19 protein-coding genes and 1 tRNA gene are annotated in these 18,274 nt (G+C 40.3%); 9 read left to right on the top strand and 11 right to left on the bottom strand.

What is annotated here, in order from left to right; genetic code table 11:
- Nucleotides 1-3: 3 nt before the first annotated feature.
- A complete protein-coding gene (gene cysB, locus Q4574_RS09120; RefSeq protein ID WP_216046411.1) occupies nt 4-978 on the bottom strand; it encodes an HTH-type transcriptional regulator CysB in 975 nt (324 codons plus the stop codon).
- Nucleotides 979-1,152: 174 nt separating this feature from the next.
- Between cysB and Q4574_RS09115 the strand changes: the two genes are divergently transcribed.
- The gene (locus Q4574_RS09115; RefSeq protein ID WP_303473746.1) at nt 1,153-1,860 is read left to right on the top strand and encodes a sensor histidine kinase KdpD; all 708 of its coding nucleotides are present in this window, start codon (nt 1,153-1,155) and stop codon (nt 1,858-1,860) included.
- Nucleotides 1,861-1,911: 51 nt separating this feature from the next.
- Nucleotides 1,912-2,679, top strand: coding sequence for a hypothetical protein (locus tag Q4574_RS09110; RefSeq protein ID WP_303473745.1), 768 nt, complete (start codon nt 1,912-1,914; stop codon nt 2,677-2,679).
- Here Q4574_RS09110 and Q4574_RS09105 read toward each other — a convergent pair.
- Nucleotides 2,663-3,568, bottom strand: coding sequence for a LysR family transcriptional regulator (locus tag Q4574_RS09105; RefSeq protein ID WP_303473744.1), 906 nt, complete (start codon nt 3,566-3,568; stop codon nt 2,663-2,665). The two genes, Q4574_RS09110 and Q4574_RS09105, sit on opposite strands and share 17 nt — an antisense overlap.
- A 109-nt stretch (nt 3,569-3,677) precedes the next feature.
- Between Q4574_RS09105 and Q4574_RS09100 the strand changes: the two genes are divergently transcribed.
- The 5 genes from Q4574_RS09100 to Q4574_RS09080 all read left to right on the top strand — a co-directional run bounded on the left by Q4574_RS09100 (nt 3,678) and on the right by Q4574_RS09080 (nt 8,049).
- Entirely contained in the window at nt 3,678-4,391 is a 714-nt protein-coding gene (locus tag Q4574_RS09100; RefSeq protein WP_303473743.1) for a CoA transferase subunit A, read from the top strand.
- Nucleotides 4,391-5,047 (top strand): CoA transferase subunit B, encoded by a 657-nt coding sequence (locus Q4574_RS09095; protein WP_303473742.1) that lies wholly within the window; start codon nt 4,391-4,393, stop codon nt 5,045-5,047. Before Q4574_RS09100 ends, Q4574_RS09095 begins: the two co-directional genes overlap by 1 nt.
- 216 nt (nt 5,048-5,263) lie before the next feature.
- On the top strand, nt 5,264-6,364 hold the full coding sequence (locus Q4574_RS09090; protein ID WP_303473741.1) for a tetratricopeptide repeat protein: 1,101 nt from the start codon (nt 5,264-5,266) through the stop codon (nt 6,362-6,364).
- A gap of 2 nt (nt 6,365-6,366) precedes the next feature.
- Entirely contained in the window at nt 6,367-7,686 is a 1,320-nt protein-coding gene (locus Q4574_RS09085; protein WP_303473740.1) for a DEAD/DEAH box helicase, read from the top strand.
- Between the two features lie 15 nt (nt 7,687-7,701).
- On the top strand, nt 7,702-8,049 hold the full coding sequence (locus Q4574_RS09080) for a lactoylglutathione lyase (RefSeq protein ID WP_303473738.1): 348 nt from the start codon (nt 7,702-7,704) through the stop codon (nt 8,047-8,049).
- Between the two features lie 163 nt (nt 8,050-8,212).
- On the opposite strand, the gene Q4574_RS09075 is transcribed toward Q4574_RS09080, so the two are convergent.
- The 6 genes from Q4574_RS09075 to Q4574_RS09050 all read right to left on the bottom strand — a co-directional run bounded on the left by Q4574_RS09075 (nt 8,213) and on the right by Q4574_RS09050 (nt 12,712).
- Nucleotides 8,213-9,409, bottom strand: a complete 1,197-nt coding sequence (locus tag Q4574_RS09075; protein WP_303473737.1) for an MFS transporter — start codon at nt 9,407-9,409, stop codon at nt 8,213-8,215.
- 196 nt (nt 9,410-9,605) lie between these two features.
- Complete coding sequence (gene ybaK / locus Q4574_RS09070; RefSeq protein WP_303473736.1) at nt 9,606-10,076, bottom strand: Cys-tRNA(Pro) deacylase; 471 nt, start codon at nt 10,074-10,076, stop codon at nt 9,606-9,608.
- A gap of 34 nt (nt 10,077-10,110) precedes the next feature.
- A complete protein-coding gene (locus Q4574_RS09065) occupies nt 10,111-10,728 on the bottom strand; it encodes an FMN-binding negative transcriptional regulator (protein ID WP_303473735.1) in 618 nt (205 codons plus the stop codon).
- Nucleotides 10,729-10,815: 87 nt separating this feature from the next.
- Complete coding sequence (locus tag Q4574_RS09060; protein ID WP_303473734.1) at nt 10,816-11,064, bottom strand: EF-hand domain-containing protein; 249 nt, start codon at nt 11,062-11,064, stop codon at nt 10,816-10,818.
- Nucleotides 11,065-11,131: 67 nt separating this feature from the next.
- Nucleotides 11,132-12,124 (bottom strand): rhodanese-related sulfurtransferase, encoded by a 993-nt coding sequence (locus Q4574_RS09055; RefSeq protein WP_303473732.1) that lies wholly within the window; start codon nt 12,122-12,124, stop codon nt 11,132-11,134.
- A gap of 117 nt (nt 12,125-12,241) precedes the next feature.
- Nucleotides 12,242-12,712, bottom strand: coding sequence for a VC2046/SO_2500 family protein (locus Q4574_RS09050; RefSeq protein WP_303473731.1), 471 nt, complete (start codon nt 12,710-12,712; stop codon nt 12,242-12,244).
- Nucleotides 12,713-12,809: 97 nt separating this feature from the next.
- Between Q4574_RS09050 and Q4574_RS09045 the strand changes: the two genes are divergently transcribed.
- Nucleotides 12,810-12,894 (top strand) — tRNA-Tyr (locus Q4574_RS09045).
- Between the two features lie 221 nt (nt 12,895-13,115).
- On the top strand, nt 13,116-13,421 hold the full coding sequence (locus Q4574_RS09040) for a hypothetical protein (protein ID WP_303473730.1): 306 nt from the start codon (nt 13,116-13,118) through the stop codon (nt 13,419-13,421).
- Nucleotides 13,422-13,527: 106 nt separating this feature from the next.
- Here the strand turns inward: Q4574_RS09040 and Q4574_RS09035 are convergent, their stop codons facing one another.
- From Q4574_RS09035 to Q4574_RS09025, 3 genes are all read right to left on the bottom strand, one after another.
- A complete protein-coding gene (locus Q4574_RS09035; RefSeq protein ID WP_303473729.1) occupies nt 13,528-14,292 on the bottom strand; it encodes a 2,5-didehydro-3-deoxy-L-galactonate 5-reductase in 765 nt (254 codons plus the stop codon).
- Nucleotides 14,293-14,345: 53 nt separating this feature from the next.
- Nucleotides 14,346-16,409, bottom strand: coding sequence for a DUF4962 domain-containing protein (locus Q4574_RS09030; RefSeq protein WP_303473728.1), 2,064 nt, complete (start codon nt 16,407-16,409; stop codon nt 14,346-14,348).
- 76 nt (nt 16,410-16,485) lie between these two features.
- Nucleotides 16,486-18,267 carry a hypothetical protein gene (locus Q4574_RS09025; RefSeq protein ID WP_303473726.1) on the bottom strand — a complete coding sequence of 594 codons (1,782 nt, stop codon included), beginning with the start codon at nt 18,265-18,267 and terminating at the stop codon, nt 16,486-16,488.
- Between the last annotated feature and the right edge of the window lie 7 nt (nt 18,268-18,274).

Raw genomic sequence — 18,274 nt, 5'->3', positions numbered from 1 at the left:
CCGTTATTTAACGGGTAACGTAAGTCCTTTAAACATTTTCTCTACTTCATCGTTATTCTTTTGCATCATAGCGCGTTCTACCACGTCTTTAGTCAGATGAGGCGCAAAGCGTTCGATGAATTCATACATGTAGCTACGTAAGAAAGAGCCCTTTCTAAAACCAATTTTGGTGGTGCTGTATTCGAACAAGTGGCTGGCATCAATTTTCACCAAATCACTATCCAGTTTGTCATCTACTGCCATTGAGGCAATGACCCCTACTCCAACGCCTAATCTTACGTAGGTTTTAATTACGTCAGCATCTGTCGCAGTAAACACTATTTTAGGTTCCAAACCTGCACGGTCAAACGCTTGGTCTAATTCAGAACGTCCAGTAAATCCAAACACATAGGTAACTAATGAATACTCAGCAATGTCTTGAATAGTAATTGTGGTCTTTTTCGCTAAGGGATGATCGCGATTAACAATAATACTTCTGTTCCAGTGATAACAAGGCAACATCACTAAGTCATTATACAAATGCAAAGCTTCGGTAGCGATTGCAAAGTCAGCTTCACCTTTAGCTGCCAAATCACTTATTTGCGAAGGTGTACCTTGATGCATATGCAATGACACTTTTTTGTATTTACCCATGAAGCCCTTTATCACATCAGGTAATGCATAACGTGCTTGGGTATGAGTAGTCGCGATATTTAGTTTACCTTGATCAGGTAAAGTGTGTTCTCTGGCTACAGCTTTAATACTTTCTACTTTAGCCAGGATTTCTCGTGAAATATTAATCACGTCTTGGCCAGCATCAGTGACATGAGTTAGATGTTTACCACTGCGACCAAAAATCTGGACGCCGAGTTCATCTTCTAACATGCGAACTTGTTTACTTATCCCCGGTTGTGAGGTGTATAAATTTTCTGCAGTAGCAGAAACATTCAGATTGTTGTTTAAGACTTCAACAATATATCTTAGTTGCTGTAATTTCATTTTTATTAACCAAGTGCCTTTGAGAACATATACATATATGCAAAACATATTTACTGTAGGTTACATTAATTCCAAAAAATTTTAATAAAAATCTGCTTTTTTATTCCAGTTAAGTAAAATTTTTGGTAAATATCCCTTAGTTCAGGGATACTAAATCTTTTGTAGCCCAGTTCAATGAGTATTATAGTGACCGTAAAAGAGCAACAATTAATCGACTTTTCCACCGTACTAGCCGCTGCCGTACACGACATGAAAAGTTCACTAAATCTCTTACAACAGTCTATTGATGGTCTAAATAAAACGATTGAACCGGAAAATCGCGCTGCACAGCAGTTATTATCTAATGCTCACTACGAATCATCACGCTTAAATACGGGTTTAGTACAACTTTTGTCTTTATATAGGGCGGAAATGGAAAGTCTGCCGATAAATGAAGATGAGTGTTTTATTGACGATCTATTGGAAAACATTTTTATTACCCATGAACATTATTTGGGACATAAAAATATGACCCTTGAAATAGAACAGACACCAGGGCTTGTACGTTATTTAGACCAAGATTTAATTCATCTTTTATTAAATGACATTTTGGTAAATGCAATACGCTATGGCAGTTCTAAGTTGTTAGTTTCTGCCTATGAAGAAGATGATTGGCTATTTATTAAAGTAGAAGATGATGGTGAAGGTTATCCCAGTAAAATGTTAGTTAACAATAAAATTGAAATGCAGGATATTAAATTGGTTAACGGTCGAACAGGATTAGGAATATTTTTTGCTAGATTAATCGCTTCAGCTCACCGCAGAGGTGATAAAAAAGGTGAGATATTGTTATCCAATGGCGGAACATTAGGCGGCAGTGTTTTTACACTTAAGTTGCCTTAACGTCCGGTTTTATAGAACAAAAAGTCAGTTGTTACAGGATTTAAAGGCTAAATGATTTTTCCTATCATAATAATTTTAATCGTCTCGTTAGTTGTGGTTGCAATTGTGGTAAACGCATTGCAACAGCACAAAGAAAAAATCGAGGCTGAAAAACGGACTGAGATTGCCAAACAAAAATCGGTAATTGATGAGACGGAAGATATCCTAATGACTGTCGATACGATTCCTGTATCTCAACGTTTAGTGGCGGTGTTACAAAATCGAATTCTAAATGCCCTCAAAATTATGTATGAGCTCAACCCTGGTATTCCGGAGTTAAAACAGCGGATAAAACAGAGCCAAGACCGTTTAAAAATGGTTGATATGGAATCCCCGCCTCCAAGTCACGATAACTTTGTTTTACCTGATAGTGACAAGATGGTGATTCAATATATTCAAGCTGTGAAAAAATTTCGTTCGCTGTTGCGTTCAGAGCATGCGAAGGGAAAAGTCGACACCCAATTATATAGCGTAGAAGATAGACAACTTTCCGCCCTGCAAATTAAAGTGAATGTAGAAACATTGGCGAAACGGGGTAACACCGCGTTACAATCCAATATGTTAGGCTCCGCTCGTCAATACTTTGAAAAGGCCATTGCCGCTCTGGAAGCACAAAACCAACCTGACCAATACAATATTGAGCGTAAAGCGGCCCTAGAAGATCGCTTAAAAGTTATTCAAGATAACCTACGCAATGCCAATGCTAAAGACAGGCAGAAAAAGCAAGAAGAAGAAAGAGACGAACTAGATGAGTTATTTGCCCCTAAGAAAAAGTGGTAATATCGTTTTCACCTTTTTCCATCAACAACTGCCACAGTGTTTCAGCTGGCACCGACAGAGACTTTCGAGACGCCTTAACCATCCCTATTCGACGGATGAGGTTCTCACCTTCAATGGGTAGACATACCAGCTCAGTATGACTAAATTGTTGCTGACAAATGCCCGGCACAACGGATACACCAATATCTTGCTTAACGCACTCCCCTAAGGTTGCCAATTGGTTTGCCTCCGCCACTATATTCAAATTAATGTGATTTGTACGGGCAAAATTTTCAATCCATTTTCGTACAGACGATCCTCGGTTCAACACCACAAATGGATATTCACATAATTGTTGCCAAGTGACTTTTGCACTTGTTGAAAGTGGATGGTTTGCGGCAACTACGGCGATGAACTTATTGGTCATTAGAGGATAGAAATCCAAGCCGTCCAACTGATCATTCTCAAAAGTAAAGCCAATTTCGGCACGACCCTCGCGCACGGAATCAATCACATTTTCCATCACAACGTCACGAATGGTTAAGTTAATATCTTGCCAGCGCTGATGGAAAGACTTTAATACCCCCGGTAAAATACTACTCGCAAAAGATGGCATAGCTGCAATTGTTAGCCGCCCCCTTTGCATGGCAAACAAATCTTGCATATCGGCAATGGCCGTTTCCCAATCGTGCATTAAACGTTTAGCAATAGGTACAAATTCTTTGCCTTCATGGCTTAATTGAACTTTGCGAGTAGTACGTGAAAATAATGCCCCTCCCAAAAACTCTTCTAATTTCTTGATGGAGGTAGATAAAGCGGGTTGTGAAAGATGTACTTTTTCCGCTGCTTCAGCAAACGTACTAGAGCGAGCTAATGTAATAAAACACTGCAATTGTTTATAGGACAACATGTTCGCACCAATTAATAAATAAAACTTATTAATAAGCATATTAAATCAATTTTACTTTAATTCAAGTTGGATTAATACTAAGTTAAATTTTTGTAAAGAAGAGGCTTTTATGAGCGGATTTAATAAAGTTGTTACCAGCTATGAAGACGCGTTAGCAGGCTTGCAAGACGGTATGACTGTGATTGCCGGTGGATTTGGTTTGTGTGGCATACCGGAAGGATTAATTGCCCAGATCAAAAAGATGGGAACCAAAGATCTTACCGTTGTTTCAAACAACTGTGGCGTAGATGGGTTCGGTTTAGGCTTGTTGCTTGAAGATAAGCAAATTAGCAAAATGATTTCCTCTTACGTAGGAGAAAATGCCCTTTTTGAAAAGCAACTATTAGATGGAGAATTAGAGGTTGAACTGACTCCGCAAGGCACTTTGGCTGAAAAAATGCGCGCCGGTGGAGCTGGGATCCCTGCATTTTACACGGCAACGGGTTACGGTACTCCGGTGGGTGAAGGCAAAGAAGTTAAAGAATTTAATGGTCGCCCTTATATATTGGAAGAGTCAATTACCGGAGATTTTGCAATCGTTAAAGCTTGGAAAGCAGATATTTTTGGAAATTGTATTTACCGTCATACCGCCCAGAATTTTAATCCTATGGCAGCAACTGCGGGGAAAATCACCATAGTTGAAGTAGAAGAAATTGTGCCACCTGGTGCTATTCCACCAAGTCAAATTCACACCCCTGGTATCTATGTAAATAGAGTGATTAAAGGTGAATTTGAAAAACGCATTGAACGTCGTGTTGTTGCAACAACCAAAGGAGATATCTAATGGCTTTATCGCGAGATCAAATTGCTATGCGCGTAGCTCAAGAATTTCAAGACGGAGATTATGTTAATCTCGGCATTGGTATTCCAACACTAGCGGCCAATTATGTGCCTGAAGATATCGCTGTAATGTTGCAGTCTGAAAATGGTCTTTTAGGCATGGGTCCCAACCCAACAGAAGAGCAGCTAGACGCAGATATGATAAACGCTGGAAAAGAAACCGTCACAACAATCACCGGAGCATCAATTTTCAACTCAGCTGAAAGCTTTGCGATGATCAGAGGTGGCCATGTAGATTTCACTGTATTAGGTGCTTTTGAGGTGGATACAAGTGGTAATATCGCGTCTTGGATGATCCCTGGAAAACTAATAAAAGGTATGGGAGGGGCAATGGATTTAGTAGCAGGTGCTAAAAATATCATTGTAACAATGACTCATGCAGATAAATATGGCAATTCAAAATTATTGGAAAGTTGTACCCTCCCACTTACTGGTGTGAATTGCATCAATAAAATTATTACCGATTTAGCCGTAGTAGAAGTTAAAGACGGCGCATTTCATTTATTAGAACTTGCTCCTGGCGTTTCTGTTGATGAAGTGAAAGAAAAAACTGCTGGTAAATTAGTGGTCAGCGATGCAGTAAAAGAAATGGTATTTTAAGTCGCGTTTTAAAGTGTCATTGAGGGATATGTTCCCTGCCCTCAACGACACTATTTTACATGCAAGCTCCTCCCTTTGAATGTTTGTTATAATCCTTTGATTTGCCCCTTTTTGTCCCCTCTCAATTAACTTAATTTGATTACTTTTAATCCAGGTTCAATTACAATCCTACTAAAAGGCCACGATTATTTTTAAACAACTATTAGTTTGAGATTTATGTTGAAAAAAGGAATATTAAGCGCAGCGTTGTATTGGGTATTTGTTTTCCCGTGTTTTGCAAATAAACAAATGATTGCCATGCCTATTCAAGATAAGTTGCAAGAAGCTAGAGATTATTTATCTGTGTTACCAGAGAGATCATTGGCTATTTTAAGTAACAAAGAGCATTTATTGCGCATCAGCAACCATGAAATTTTAGCCGATTGGTATGATGCAAAAATGATTGCGTCAATCAGAGTCGCAGACTTAGATCAAATTCAAGATGCACTAATTCATCTTAGCAAACTACAAAACACTGACTTTTCCAAAACAAACCGGACAACCTGGTTAAATGGCCTTGGCATTTGGATGCGTAAGTCAGGATTCTTACTGGATGCCAAAATAAGTTACCTGTGTAGCGCTAACAATAACAGCACGGAAGTGGGTAAAGTCATACCCATAATGAATTTAGCTATTGTGGAACTAAGATTGGGTAATACTCAAACAGCAAGGATATTATATGAGCTTGCCCTAGGAATAGCAGAAAAACATGAACTCGCATCGGTATTTGCTATTGTTGAAAATGGGCTCGGAAATATCAGTTTAATCGAAAAAAAATATCCACAAGCACAAGTACATTTCAGTGAAGCTTTAAAACTCAATGAAAAACTCCAACGTCGTTCTGGTGAAGTATTATCAGGGGAAAATCTATTATTAAGTTTTTTGTATCAAGATAAATTAGATTTATTCGCCCGTCTATCTGATCGTATAAAGCGAAAATTAAAACGTTCTCAAAGCGGCAGTCGGACTGCTTACTTTGCAATATTAAAAGCCATTTATGAAGCGAGAATTGATAGTACTAAAATAGCTGCATCAACCGACACTATAAGCGCTAATATGACGTTATTAAAAGATAAAGCCCTGAGAGATGTTCTGGCAGAACTTATCGGTACCTATGGTTTAGCTTGGCAAGCTGAGATACCAATTAAAAATGAAGTACAGCGAAATAGCTTAAAAACTTTATATCCAGTGTGTAATTGGGAGAAGTTTTCGGATGATAATTACATCTCTGTGTTAATATCTCAACTAGCTCAATTTCAAGACTTAAAAGAGAACTAACCTTGCAATTTAATGATTTCCCCTTAGACCATCGAATTTTAAAAGCCTTAGAAGTAAAAGGCTTTCAAGAAGCCACCGAAATCCAGGCAAAAGCCATTGGACAAGGCTTGCTAGGCAAAGATTTACTTGCTTCATCTAAAACTGGGTCGGGGAAAACACTAGCGTTTTTAATTCCAGCGCTGCAACGGGTTTTTAAACAACGAGCGTTAAGTAGAAAAGATCCCAGAGTATTGATTCTAGCGCCAACTAGAGAGTTAGCTAAACAAGTATTTATGCAGCTCAAATGGTTGATTGCCAATCAAAATATTTTTGCCACCCTCATTTTAGGCGGTGAAAATTTTAATGATCAGGTGAAAGCCCTTAAACGAAACCCGCAATTTGTGGTAGGGACAGCGGGCAGAATAGCGGATCATGTTAAAGGCAAAAGTCTATATTTGAATGGTCTTGAACTACTTATCCTAGATGAAGCAGACCGCATGTTAGATCTCGGGTTCGCCGATGAGTTAAAATTAATAGACCGCTGTGCAGATCATAGAAAGCGCCAAACAATGATGTTTTCTGCCACATTAGACTCAGCAGAATTGCATTACTTAACAGAACGTATGTTGAATGCACCGCAACGCATAAGTGTCGGTGACTCTAGAGAACAACATCTCGACATCGAACAACAATTTTACTTAGCAGATCATTTAGATCATAAAATTTTACTGCTCAAAAAACTGCTAAAAAATGCCGACAACAAGCAAGTAATTGTATTTACTGCCACCAGAGAAGATACCGAGAAATTATCATTACTATTAACGGCTGATAACATAGATAGTGCAGCCTTGAGCGCGAGTTTAACTCAATCTCAACGTAGTAATATTATGAACTCATTTAGTCGTGGTCAACATCAGGTATTGGTTACCACGGATGTGGCCTCGCGGGGCTTAGATTTACGTAAAGTCGAATGGGTTATCAACTTCGATCTGCCTAAATTGGCAGACGAATACATTCATAGAATTGGACGCACGGGCCGAGCAGGCAGTAAAGGTAATGCAGCCTCTCTTGTTGGCCCTAAAGATTGGCAGAGTTTTATTGCCATAAAAGGTATCTTGCAACAAAGCATAAGTTTCAGTGAGTTTGAGGGGCTTGAAGGAAAATTCAAAGGACTTAAACCTGCTAAGCAAAGAGCATTAAAAGGTGCCGTACAGAAAAAAACCAAAAAAGTAGCACAACAAAGCACGCCTAAACCACAAAAACGGATCCGTTCCCAAGAAGGCGTTGATGTAGGTCACATTCCCATGCGTAAAAAAGCCCGACCTACCGAGCCTGAAGATTAAGAGAATCGAAATCCCATGCAAGTTGAAGATATAAGAGTATTTATACCCAGTTTAGATTATGAAAACTCCATAGGTTTTTATCAACAATTGGGATTCGATTGTGAATTCGCCAGCGATGATCTAACTTTGTGCAAAAATGGGGAATGTTATTTTTTTATTCAACGTTTCTATAATCAACAGTTAGCCGAAAATTTGATGCTACAGATATGTGTAGAGGATATCGAACAAGCCTACTCTCTTGCTCAAAATGCCGAACACAAGACAAAATTATCGGAAATTCAAACTGAGTCCTGGGGTCAGGTGTTTTATCTCTGGGGGCCGGTTGGCGAGTTGCTCCACATAACCCAACTCAATCATTTATGAAATTAATCTCTTGAAATTTAGACCTGATCTGACGAAAGCCACTTTATCTATACCTTGAATTTCATCTAATTCTAATTAGGAATTGAGTATCTGTTCCTATTTGAATTGGTTTTGATTCCTTTATTGTCCGTTCAGCTATCGCAAAAAGCCGCTTTCACAGGCATTAAGCATGTTCATGTAAACTGATGTTTCGACCACCTAAATAACCAAACACACCGCATAACAAACTCGCTAAGGCGCATAGCCACAAGACCGGTGCCCAACTGCTGAAATACGAATGTAACCCCCCGGCAAACATTGGGCCTATAGCTGCCAATAAATAACCAATGCACTGTGCCATTCCAGATAACGAAGCCGCTTGTCTTGAATTGTGGGTGCGCAAACTGATGTAAGACAAACCTAAGATAAAAATAGCTCCAGAGCAAAAACCTAACGTGGCAGACCAGACCAAAGCAAAACTAGGTAGATACAGTAACCCTAAGGCACATAGGAATCCTAAAATAGCTAACAATAGCGCCAGTATTTTTTGATCTTTTAGTTTAGATAATAATGGTATTAAGATAATTCCAGGTACAGCTGAACCTATTAAAAATACGCCGTGATAGACAGCCGCTTTTTGCGCTTCCTGCCCTCCTTCGATCAATATATTAGGTAACCAAGCAATTATTATATAAGTAAAAAAAGAATTGAGACCAAGACACAAGGTCACATACCACGCAATGGCATGATGCCAAATCTTCCCTTTAGTGAAAGACTGGGTGAGATCTTTGGTAGGCTTGGTATGTAATTTTAACTGAGGTAACCAAACTATAAGGCCCAATAATGTGATTAAAGCATAACTGGCTAGGGCCATTTTCCAGCCGAAATCCTGATAAGCAGCCAATGGAATGATCACAGCAGAGTAACTGCCTCCAAACACTCCCATTGCTAATACATATGCTGAGGTCATAACCGCTACTTTATGGGGAAAGTCTCGTTTAATTAAACTGGGTAATAACACGTTACCTATGGCGATTCCTATACCAATGACTGCAGTACCTAGGTAAAGAATAATCACTGAGTCGAACAAGCGAATACCAAGTCCAAAACCGATTAAGGCCAGCGCAACAAATAAGGATATTTCAAGGCCATATCGTTTCGCTAAACTTGGAGCCAACGGCGAAGCAACAGCGAATGCCAGTAACGGTAATGTGGTTAACATCCCCGCCTGCGAAGCTGTTAGTTGGAAACTATCAATAACTTGATCTAATACTGGACCAATTCCAGTAATGGGGCCCCGCAGATTGGCAGCGATCAAGAAAATGCCTAGTATTAAAATGGCAGAGGAAAAAAGGGAGCGAGTAGATGGCATTGAGTTCATTACAACAATTAACAATTAAATCGAAAGATGAATAATAACAGACATTTATACACCCAACAGCAGTTTCCAAGACTAACGGTGTAATAAGTTAAACCGCTTGTATTACAATTACCTTGTTTTCTTCGCTGCTAATAACTAATTTCAAAACGCATTAGATGAACCCGAATTCAATTGCATGGAATAATGCCAAAGCACTCTAGTGTTGGCTGATTTGGGCGTATTTTGCACCCAGCAAGCTGATCATATCATCGGCTGCTAATTCAATTTCTAACCCCCTTCGCCCGGCACTGACGAAAATCGTTGGAAATTTTTGAGCATTGCCATCAATAATGGTTTTCAGCCGCTTCTTCTGGCCTAAAGGGCTCACGCCCCCTAAAACATAACCCGTAGTTCGCTCCACGTCGGCTTTATTGGCCATCTGAGCTTTTTTTGCGCCCAGAGCTTTGGCCATTAACTTCATATTTAAACTGGTATTGACGGGTAAAATGGCGACAGCTAATTCTTTACCATCAAACTCCACTACCAAAGTTTTAAACACCTGCTCCTCATCTAAACCGAGCTTTTCAGCAGCCTCTAAACCGAAAGATTTAGCATCTGCGTCATGCTGATATTGATGAACAGTAAATTGAATTTTACGTTTTTTGGCCAGGTTGATTGCCGGTGTCATTTTCCAATACTCATTATATTAAGTAAGTTACCAATTAGGCTTCGCCATTCCCCAGATTACGAGCTTGCATATATTCAGCTAATAGGTTTGCCATGGGATCTGTACTATTGGTTAAGCCTGATAACACGCCAACTTGATCTTCATGACTACGATGTTGCCCCAGCTTTTCTTTTCCTAGAACGTCATTTACTTCAAGTTTAAAACCGATCACAGCTTGACGCAGACGATGTTGAAACGCCTCGGGCATTGTGACCTCATCTTTCAATAGACTGGGTTCGTAGTGAGATACCAATTGGTGCATTCTTATGGCCGTCTCACCTTCGTCCAACAAATGAACATCACCATAACAATGAACGGCTACATAATTCCAGGTTGGCACTGCGGGTTTCTTATCATACCAGCTAGGTGAGATATAAGCATGAGGCCCGTTAAACACAACCAGTGCACGGGTATTATCGATGGTTTTCCAGTGTGAATTGGCCTTCGCCATATGGGCATACAACCAGAGCTTACCGTTTTCGTCTAACTCACAAACAAAGGGTAAATGAGTAGCACTTAAATCGGCGGTTACCAACAATCCAAAGCTATTTTGTGCAATGATATTTTGCAACTCACCGAGATCTGTCAGTTGAAAATGTTTCTCAACATGCATGAATAGCTTTCCTTAAATCACATTATCACTATCGAACATAAAAAAGCCCCTTACGGGGCCCTTATATAGATTTATCAATCTATGGAATTAATATTCCCACCACGCTTCTTGCCACCACTCTAAAAACTCTTCGAAATCGATGAACCCGTCGTTGTTTTCATCAATAAGGGAGAATCCTTCTTGCACATGGCTCGCTTTCGTTTTTGGCGAAAGAATGGTTAAAAGTTCAATAAACTCAGGTAAATCAATTTGACCGTTTTTATCATGGTCAAAAAAATCGAACTCTTTGCGAATTTCAGCAATTTTGCTGTGATCCAATGGTGTTTTGTCGGTCATATTTAAGTCTTATAATACTTACTAAATTAATTCAAACATCAGTTTAACGCGATATAACTGCGTCTGTCTATGCTGACTTACCTGCTGCTATGCGTCTTTCTCTGCGCTCAGCGGCTTTCTGTTGTCGACGCAGTTTTGTTGCCTTTCTCGCTTCTGAACCCACATGTTCTTCATTTCGCTCTTTAGCCAAATTCACCTGCTTCTCACGCTCACGAAAACGTGCTATTTGCTCTTCTGTATGTTTGCCAAAACACTTAGGGCAACTTACCCCTGGTTCATACTCTGGCGTCTGTTTATCTTCTTCAGTAATAGGTAAACGACAAGCATAACAGGCTTCGTAATGGCTCTTTTGCAATTTATGATCAACCGCCACGCGGTTATCAAAGACAAAACAATCCCCTTTCCACATGGTATTTTGTTCGGGAACGTCTTCTAAATATTTTAAGATCCCACCCTCTAAGTGATAAACCTCTTCAAATCCCTGTTCTTTCATAAACGCAGTCGATTTCTCACAACGAATACCACCTGTACAGAACATAGCAACTTTCTTATGTTTTTTAGGATCAAGATTATCAGCAACGTACTGTGGAAACTCTCGAAATGAGTCAGTTTTAGGATTGACTGCGTTTTCGAACGTCCCGATCTCAATTTCATAATCGTTGCGAGTATCGATAAGTAACACCTCTGGATCGGATATTAACGCGTTCCAGTCGGCAGGTTTCACATAAGTCCCTACTGTTTTTTGCGGGTCAATTCCCTCAACGCCCATAGTGACAATCTCTTTTTTGAGTTTCACCTTGGTGCGGTAGAACGGCTGCACGTCGTCCAGAGATTCTTTACAGGAAATGGGGTTGATGCGGATATCACTATTGAGGTAGGCAATGAGACTATCAATGCCTTCCCGAGTACCAGATACCGTGCCGTTAATACCTTCACTAGCAAGTAGCAAAGTTCCTTTGATATTGTGACTTTCTAACACGTCAAGGAGTGGCTGACGCATTTCTTTATAATTTTCAAGCGCAACGAATTTGTACATTGCGCAAACAATGAATTTAGACATATTTTACCTTTTTGCGAATTGGAACGTAAAACCAAAGCATATTTTTGCGGCGCGGATTATACCAACTAGTGATAATTTTGCAAAAACCATAATTTCATTAAGGTTAAATATAACTAATCAATTCATTCCATTTAAAATATCGTAGAGTTTGGTTTCATCTACATCAATTTTGCTTGCTTCATTGCAATGGAATCGTTGTTGAGTTTGAAAACCACAATTAATAATCACTTCGGGTTCAATTCTTTTCGCATCATTCAAGGTGGCCAATGGCTGGGGATGCATTTTTTGCCAAAGAATAGCGTCACTGATATTTTGTGTCATTAGCTCACTTGTGGTGCGCGCAAATGACCAGTCTCGGGGTTCTGCTTCAAGTGGCGTTTGCGGATAGTGGTGTTTGCTAATACTACTAGGAAAATGGCTAGGCTCATGGTCTTCGTCATGAATGTTTGGGCGTTGCAGATAATTGTCTTCCAACATTGCCAATAACAATGCGAACTTTTCCCCTTGCTGCAAGGCACGATTGAGGGTTCCAGACCATTCAAGATCGGATGCAACCACTTTAGATTCTGGGGTAATTTCAACAGCCAAAGTATTTTCCTTTTAATCTACTTTTTATCGTTAATTAAAAAAAAATCTTTAATTCTATTTACAGACTCAATTTTCCTGTTAGTATACGCGCCTCTTTGGAGGGGTACCCAAGCGGTCAACGGGAGCAGACTGTAAATCTGCCGGCTCAGCCTTCGCAGGTTCGAATCCTGCCCCCTCCACCACTTTTCTTTAAACGACATCCGTTTAAACTCAAATCGCAAAAATAAATTTTTCCCTGAAGGGGCCGGACGAGAAGCTGCAATCCGCAGTTCGACTATTTTGTCACTCCTTGTTGTGTAACCCAGGCAGGTAACTTTTTTATTCGATGGCTTTTTCCGCCTTACTCGGTTAAGGTGAAAGAAAGTAACGTTTCTGATGAATTTCAATCAGCTGTGAGTATTCCATGGATTATTGCCGTCCTTTTCAAAAAATAATAAAAACTGTTGGAACCTGCGTTTGCATAATTGCATTATCTGCCTGTGTGAGTAACGACAATCCCTGCGAAGAAATTTTGGAAGTTAAACAACAACATCAAGATTGTGAAAGACTGCGTAAAGTCATGCAAAAAACAGATTATCCTCAGCAAGCGCTAACGGCTAAGCTCAGATATGAAGAGGCTTGTGTTAACTTGCGTTACTATCGCGATGAGTTTGATACAATTTGCAAAAAAGATGGCACGCCCATTGGTCAAAAACCAAAAGAACAATGAGCAGATTGGACTGAGAATACGGGTGATCTACCTAATTGCCAAAAATGTGAATTAGGTAGGCCAAAGGACAGTTAATTTTAGATGATTGCATCACCTTGCCAGCTGATTATCTTCCCATCCAACCGCCATCAACTAGCAGAACAGTACCGTTGACATAACTAGACGCCTCAGAAGCTAAGAATACAGCCGGCCCTTTAAAGTCCTCAGGGGTTCCCCATCGATTTTGAGGAATGCGTTCGAGGATACTGGCAGCACGAGCTGGATCATTGCGTAGAGCTTCCGTATTGTCGGTATCGATATAACCTGGTGCAATGGCATTAACGTTCACACCTTTACCCGCCCATTCATTCGATAAGGCTTTAACTAATTGGCCAATGGCGCCTTTACTGGCGGCATAGCCAGGAACCGTAATGCCACCTTGAAAGGTCAATAAAGAAGCGGTAAAGATGATTTTCCCTTGACCTCGAGCAACCATTTCCTTACCAATTTCACGGCTTAAAATAAATTGAGAATTTAAATTGACGTCAATTACTTTATCCCAAAGTTCATCACCATGCTCAGCGGCCGGTGCGCGTAATATCGTACCAGCATTATTCACAAGAATATCAATTTGGGGGAAGTCCGATTTAACCTCGTCGATAAATTTGTAGAGTGCTTTACGGTCTGAAAAGTCACATTGATAACCTTTAAACTTTTGGCCAAGAGCATTCACTTCTTGTTCTACTTCTGAACCTTGTCGCTCTAAACTTGCTGAAACACCAATAATGTCAGCGCCAGCAGCGGCAAACCCTAACGCAATTGCTTTGCCTATTCCTCGCTTACAGCCGGTTACTAAAGCAACTTTTCCTTCTAAACTAAATTGATCTAACATTTACTCTTCCTAATAATAAATCTCATTTAAGTTAATTTTTCAGTAACCTTTTATCAAACACCATCATAACTTGTTGTTTTAACAATTTTACCGGCTTTATCTCGTAAGATAGATATCCACCTCGCTTGGCCATGAATATCGCCGTAGGCTATTTTATTGTCACTAGAGTATAAAAAGGTTTCAACGAACTGTTTTGACGTAATTTCAACGCCAATACAGTTTTCTCCTTTAAGGGATCGTATTGAAATATCACGATTCTCGTCTGATTGAATTGCATCTTTAGGTTGGAAAACGTTCAAGAAATAGGTGTTCTTACTTTTTTCCTGATTTTCAATTAACAGGGTTTTTAAACTAATTCTTCGTATGTCGTCGGGCCGTTGAGGAGTCATGATCTCTTCAACTAACGTCTCGTCAATTTTTGTCTCACGGGCTTCCGGAAATACTGTAAACACATTCAAGGCCCCTTCTCCATTGACTATCTCAAACTGATTTTCAGCAATTTTATGGGCATACTTTTCAGAGTGAATTCGCCATGTATAGGTATGTTCCAACTGACTTTCCAATTCATCTAATAAAATGAAATACCCACACTCACTGTTAATAATATGCCTGGCGTTACGGGTAAGTTGCATTTCTGGGTAGTACATACGACTGGATTCACCAACGACATAGGTATAACCACCTTCATTAGAAAAAGCTTCCACTTGGGCAATGGCCTCTTCCGGCACATCTCGCCAAACGTTATGGATTCCTTTGCAGTTTAAATCAAATAGTACAGGATCACTCAAATCCCCTTCTTCCCATATTTTTTCACCTACGCAGCCGGTACCATCCACGGTCACCAGATTATGAATTTCAGCCTTAGATGTACGATTGTAGCCTTCATCAATCACTAAAGAGGCGCCATTATGCACCAATACAAATTGATTAAAATCTACATGATAATGAGTAAGGCTCCGGGTCTTCCAATCGTTCTTTTTATCCAGCTCCCAACTCATTTCCCATTGTTTATGACCTCCAGCAGGACTCGATTTAAAGGATAAATGGGTAGCATCCGTATCCCAACTTGAGCGCATCACTACCATTCCAAGATCAGGAAAATATTTAGTGAGAGGTAAATTTTCCGGTGATTGCTGCTCTATTTCAGGGTTGTACCATATCAATTCAAGAAACGCCTCAGGCAGGATCCCAGGAAAAATTTTACTTTGATAGGCTTCTCTAAACAGAAATTTAGTCCGGACCATTTCCCCTAACCACTGCGCTTGGCCATTGTTGTACTCTGATGCAATCTTGTAATAGGCACAAATGGAATGGGAACTGCGCTTGTCGTGTACATCAGCAAAGTTAATATTTTCTTCCCAATTCGGCGCTGATTGGTACAGGCGGTAGTCAAATGTATTTTCCATAAAGCCGGTTTTAAAGTGATCCGTGCCGCCATCTTTGCGGATCAGATCAGCGGCGACTAAGAAGAAGTTCATTGCAAATCGCCAATATCCTGTACCTTCGTAGTTAGAGCCATCTTCAGGTAAATAATCAAAAACTTTGTCGAAGTTATCCTTAATTTCGTCAATCCATAGCTGTGCACCTTCATGCTCAGGGCGAATAGCATAAGCCGTGGTCAACAATCCTGAATAATTTATCCAGTTATGATTCTGCCAATAATTTGTAGACCAACAATGGCCAAGGTTTTCTTGACCATAGTCGAATATTTTATTTCCCTGTAAAATTAGTTTGTTAAGAAACTTAGTGCGCTCCTCTTCCGTTAGATGATCTTTGAGCCAGTCGTAAGATAATCCTAGTCCAAACAACATCCACGACGCACTAAGGTCAACATCCACGAGGAAGCCATATCCCCATACATCGTAATCTACGGCGGTGAAAATCCAACGCTTCGCCTCAATCAGATAATGCTCCTGTTCAGTCAGCAAGTAAGCCAAACTTAAATTTGCAGCGGCCATTCCCATATAGGTAATACTGGTTTTGGGATGGTCTTTTGACAGTACCTCATCTTCATACAACCGACACTGCTCAATAAGACGAGTCAAATGCTCTTTGCGAGTGGTCTTAATCTCAGCCTTAAGGGCATCGAGTTGTTCGTTGATAAGCAAATAGTTCATGGTTTCTTCCTGTAATCAAAATTCATTTTCATAGATAAGCTGCAAGCTTTTAAATAATCATTCGCCATCAATTAACCTAAGACGGGGTGGATTTAACTTGCCTAACTGATGATCTGCCGGCTCTAAGCATTAACGCACTGATGACTCCAATAATGATTGCAAGCACCAGTATCGCGATTCTGCCTTCTAGTGGATTTGGGATGAGCAACATTAACGCGATAAACCCTGTTACTGCCGCGCCAAACTGACCTATTGCGGTTAATTGACTTAAATCATTCCCCTCTCCAATTTCTTTTTCAAAATCGATTGGTGTTTTCATGTTTTTGAAAAACAAATCAACCATTTTGCGATGTGCGGAGTTGGCATCTGGTGCAAACAACATAGAGATTAGAAAGCCAAATGTGCCTGTACCCAACACCCCAAAAAATTGCTGTTGGAAGTTCCAATCAAACCCATCGCTATAAGCTTGGGAAAATCCAAAGTAACTTAAGGGAACTTCGAAGAATGCCAAACTAGAAAATATTAACGCGCAAGCGATAGAAGACAGTGCTGCCCACCATGGTGTTTGCCGAATAAACATGCCAAGCAACAGCGGAATTGTAATGGGCATAGATAGCAGAGTGCCCACCTGTAACATGATCTCAAAAATGCCTGAACCATCTTGTTGTGCAAAATACAGAGCTAAAATAACAATTAGAAAGCCCATCACCCAAGTTAACATCCGTCCGTAGTTTAAGAGTTCCAACTCCCCTTTAGACCGCCAGCGTAATCTGCGAGCCAGTTTTGGATAGATATCTTTAATTAAAATGGCTACATTCGTATTCAAACCTGTATCCATAGAACTCATAGTTGCAGCAAGAATAGCCACGACTATCAAGCCAACCAATCCCAGCGGTAACAAGCTAATGCTAGCCACGGCGTAACTGGCCTCTGCCGGTTTAGCAATATCAAAGGCCATTACCAGTTCGGGATAGAGAAGTCGCGCGGTTATTGGTGGTAAAAACCAAATCAGACTGCCTAATAACATTAATATTGAACAAAACAAGGCCGCTTTGCGGGCTTCCTTTCCATCTTTTACAGAAAAGTAACGTGGTGCAGCATTCATAGAATTAAACACAATGAATTGTTTTGCCATCATTGCACTAGCCCAGCCCCAAGTGTACGCCCCTCCAAATAAAGTCGCAGAATTGACCATGCTATATTCTTCACTGAGACCTTGTGCTTCTATTTCTGCAAATAAATTGCCCACGCCCCCAAGTGCATCCAAACACAACCAAGCAACAATTAGGGTTAAAGGCACCAAGATTAACCCTTGTAGAAAGTCGGTGGCCATTACCGCCCAGCGACCGCCCGTTGCCGAATAGAGCAATACCACAATGCCGCACACCACTATCACGTAGTTGATGTCATAGCCAAAGACGGCGGAACAAAATATGCCCAGCCCGTAAAGTGCCATTGCGGAATATAAAATACGAATGGGGACCTCGTAGTAGGCATAAAAATCCCGGGTAGTTTCACCAAAACGACTGGCAATCGCCTCTGGAAAGGTGGTCACTCGCATTTGTCGTAACCATGGCCCCATAAACAGAAAATTAACGAAGAAGCCAAGGACGTTACCAAAGAAGATAAACATGGCGGAAAAGCCAGATTCGTAAGCGATACCTGCTGCACCTGTGAACGTCCAGGCGCTAAACGCACTCATAAAGGCGCTGCTACCCACTAACCACCAAGTGCCCTTACAGCCGCCTTTAAAATAATCATCTGTATTGGCTGAAAACTTTTTGAAAACAAAACCAACGATAATAATTAACGCTAGATAACCAATAATTACCAGGTATTCAATATTAGAAATTTCCACACTTTTC

The organism is Aliiglaciecola sp. 3_MG-2023, assembly GCF_030548205.1.
GTDB lineage: Bacteria > Pseudomonadota > Gammaproteobacteria > Enterobacterales > Alteromonadaceae > Aliiglaciecola.
Note: the sequence above shows the minus strand (reverse complement) of the source record. Positions and strands in the feature narration are given on the sequence as shown.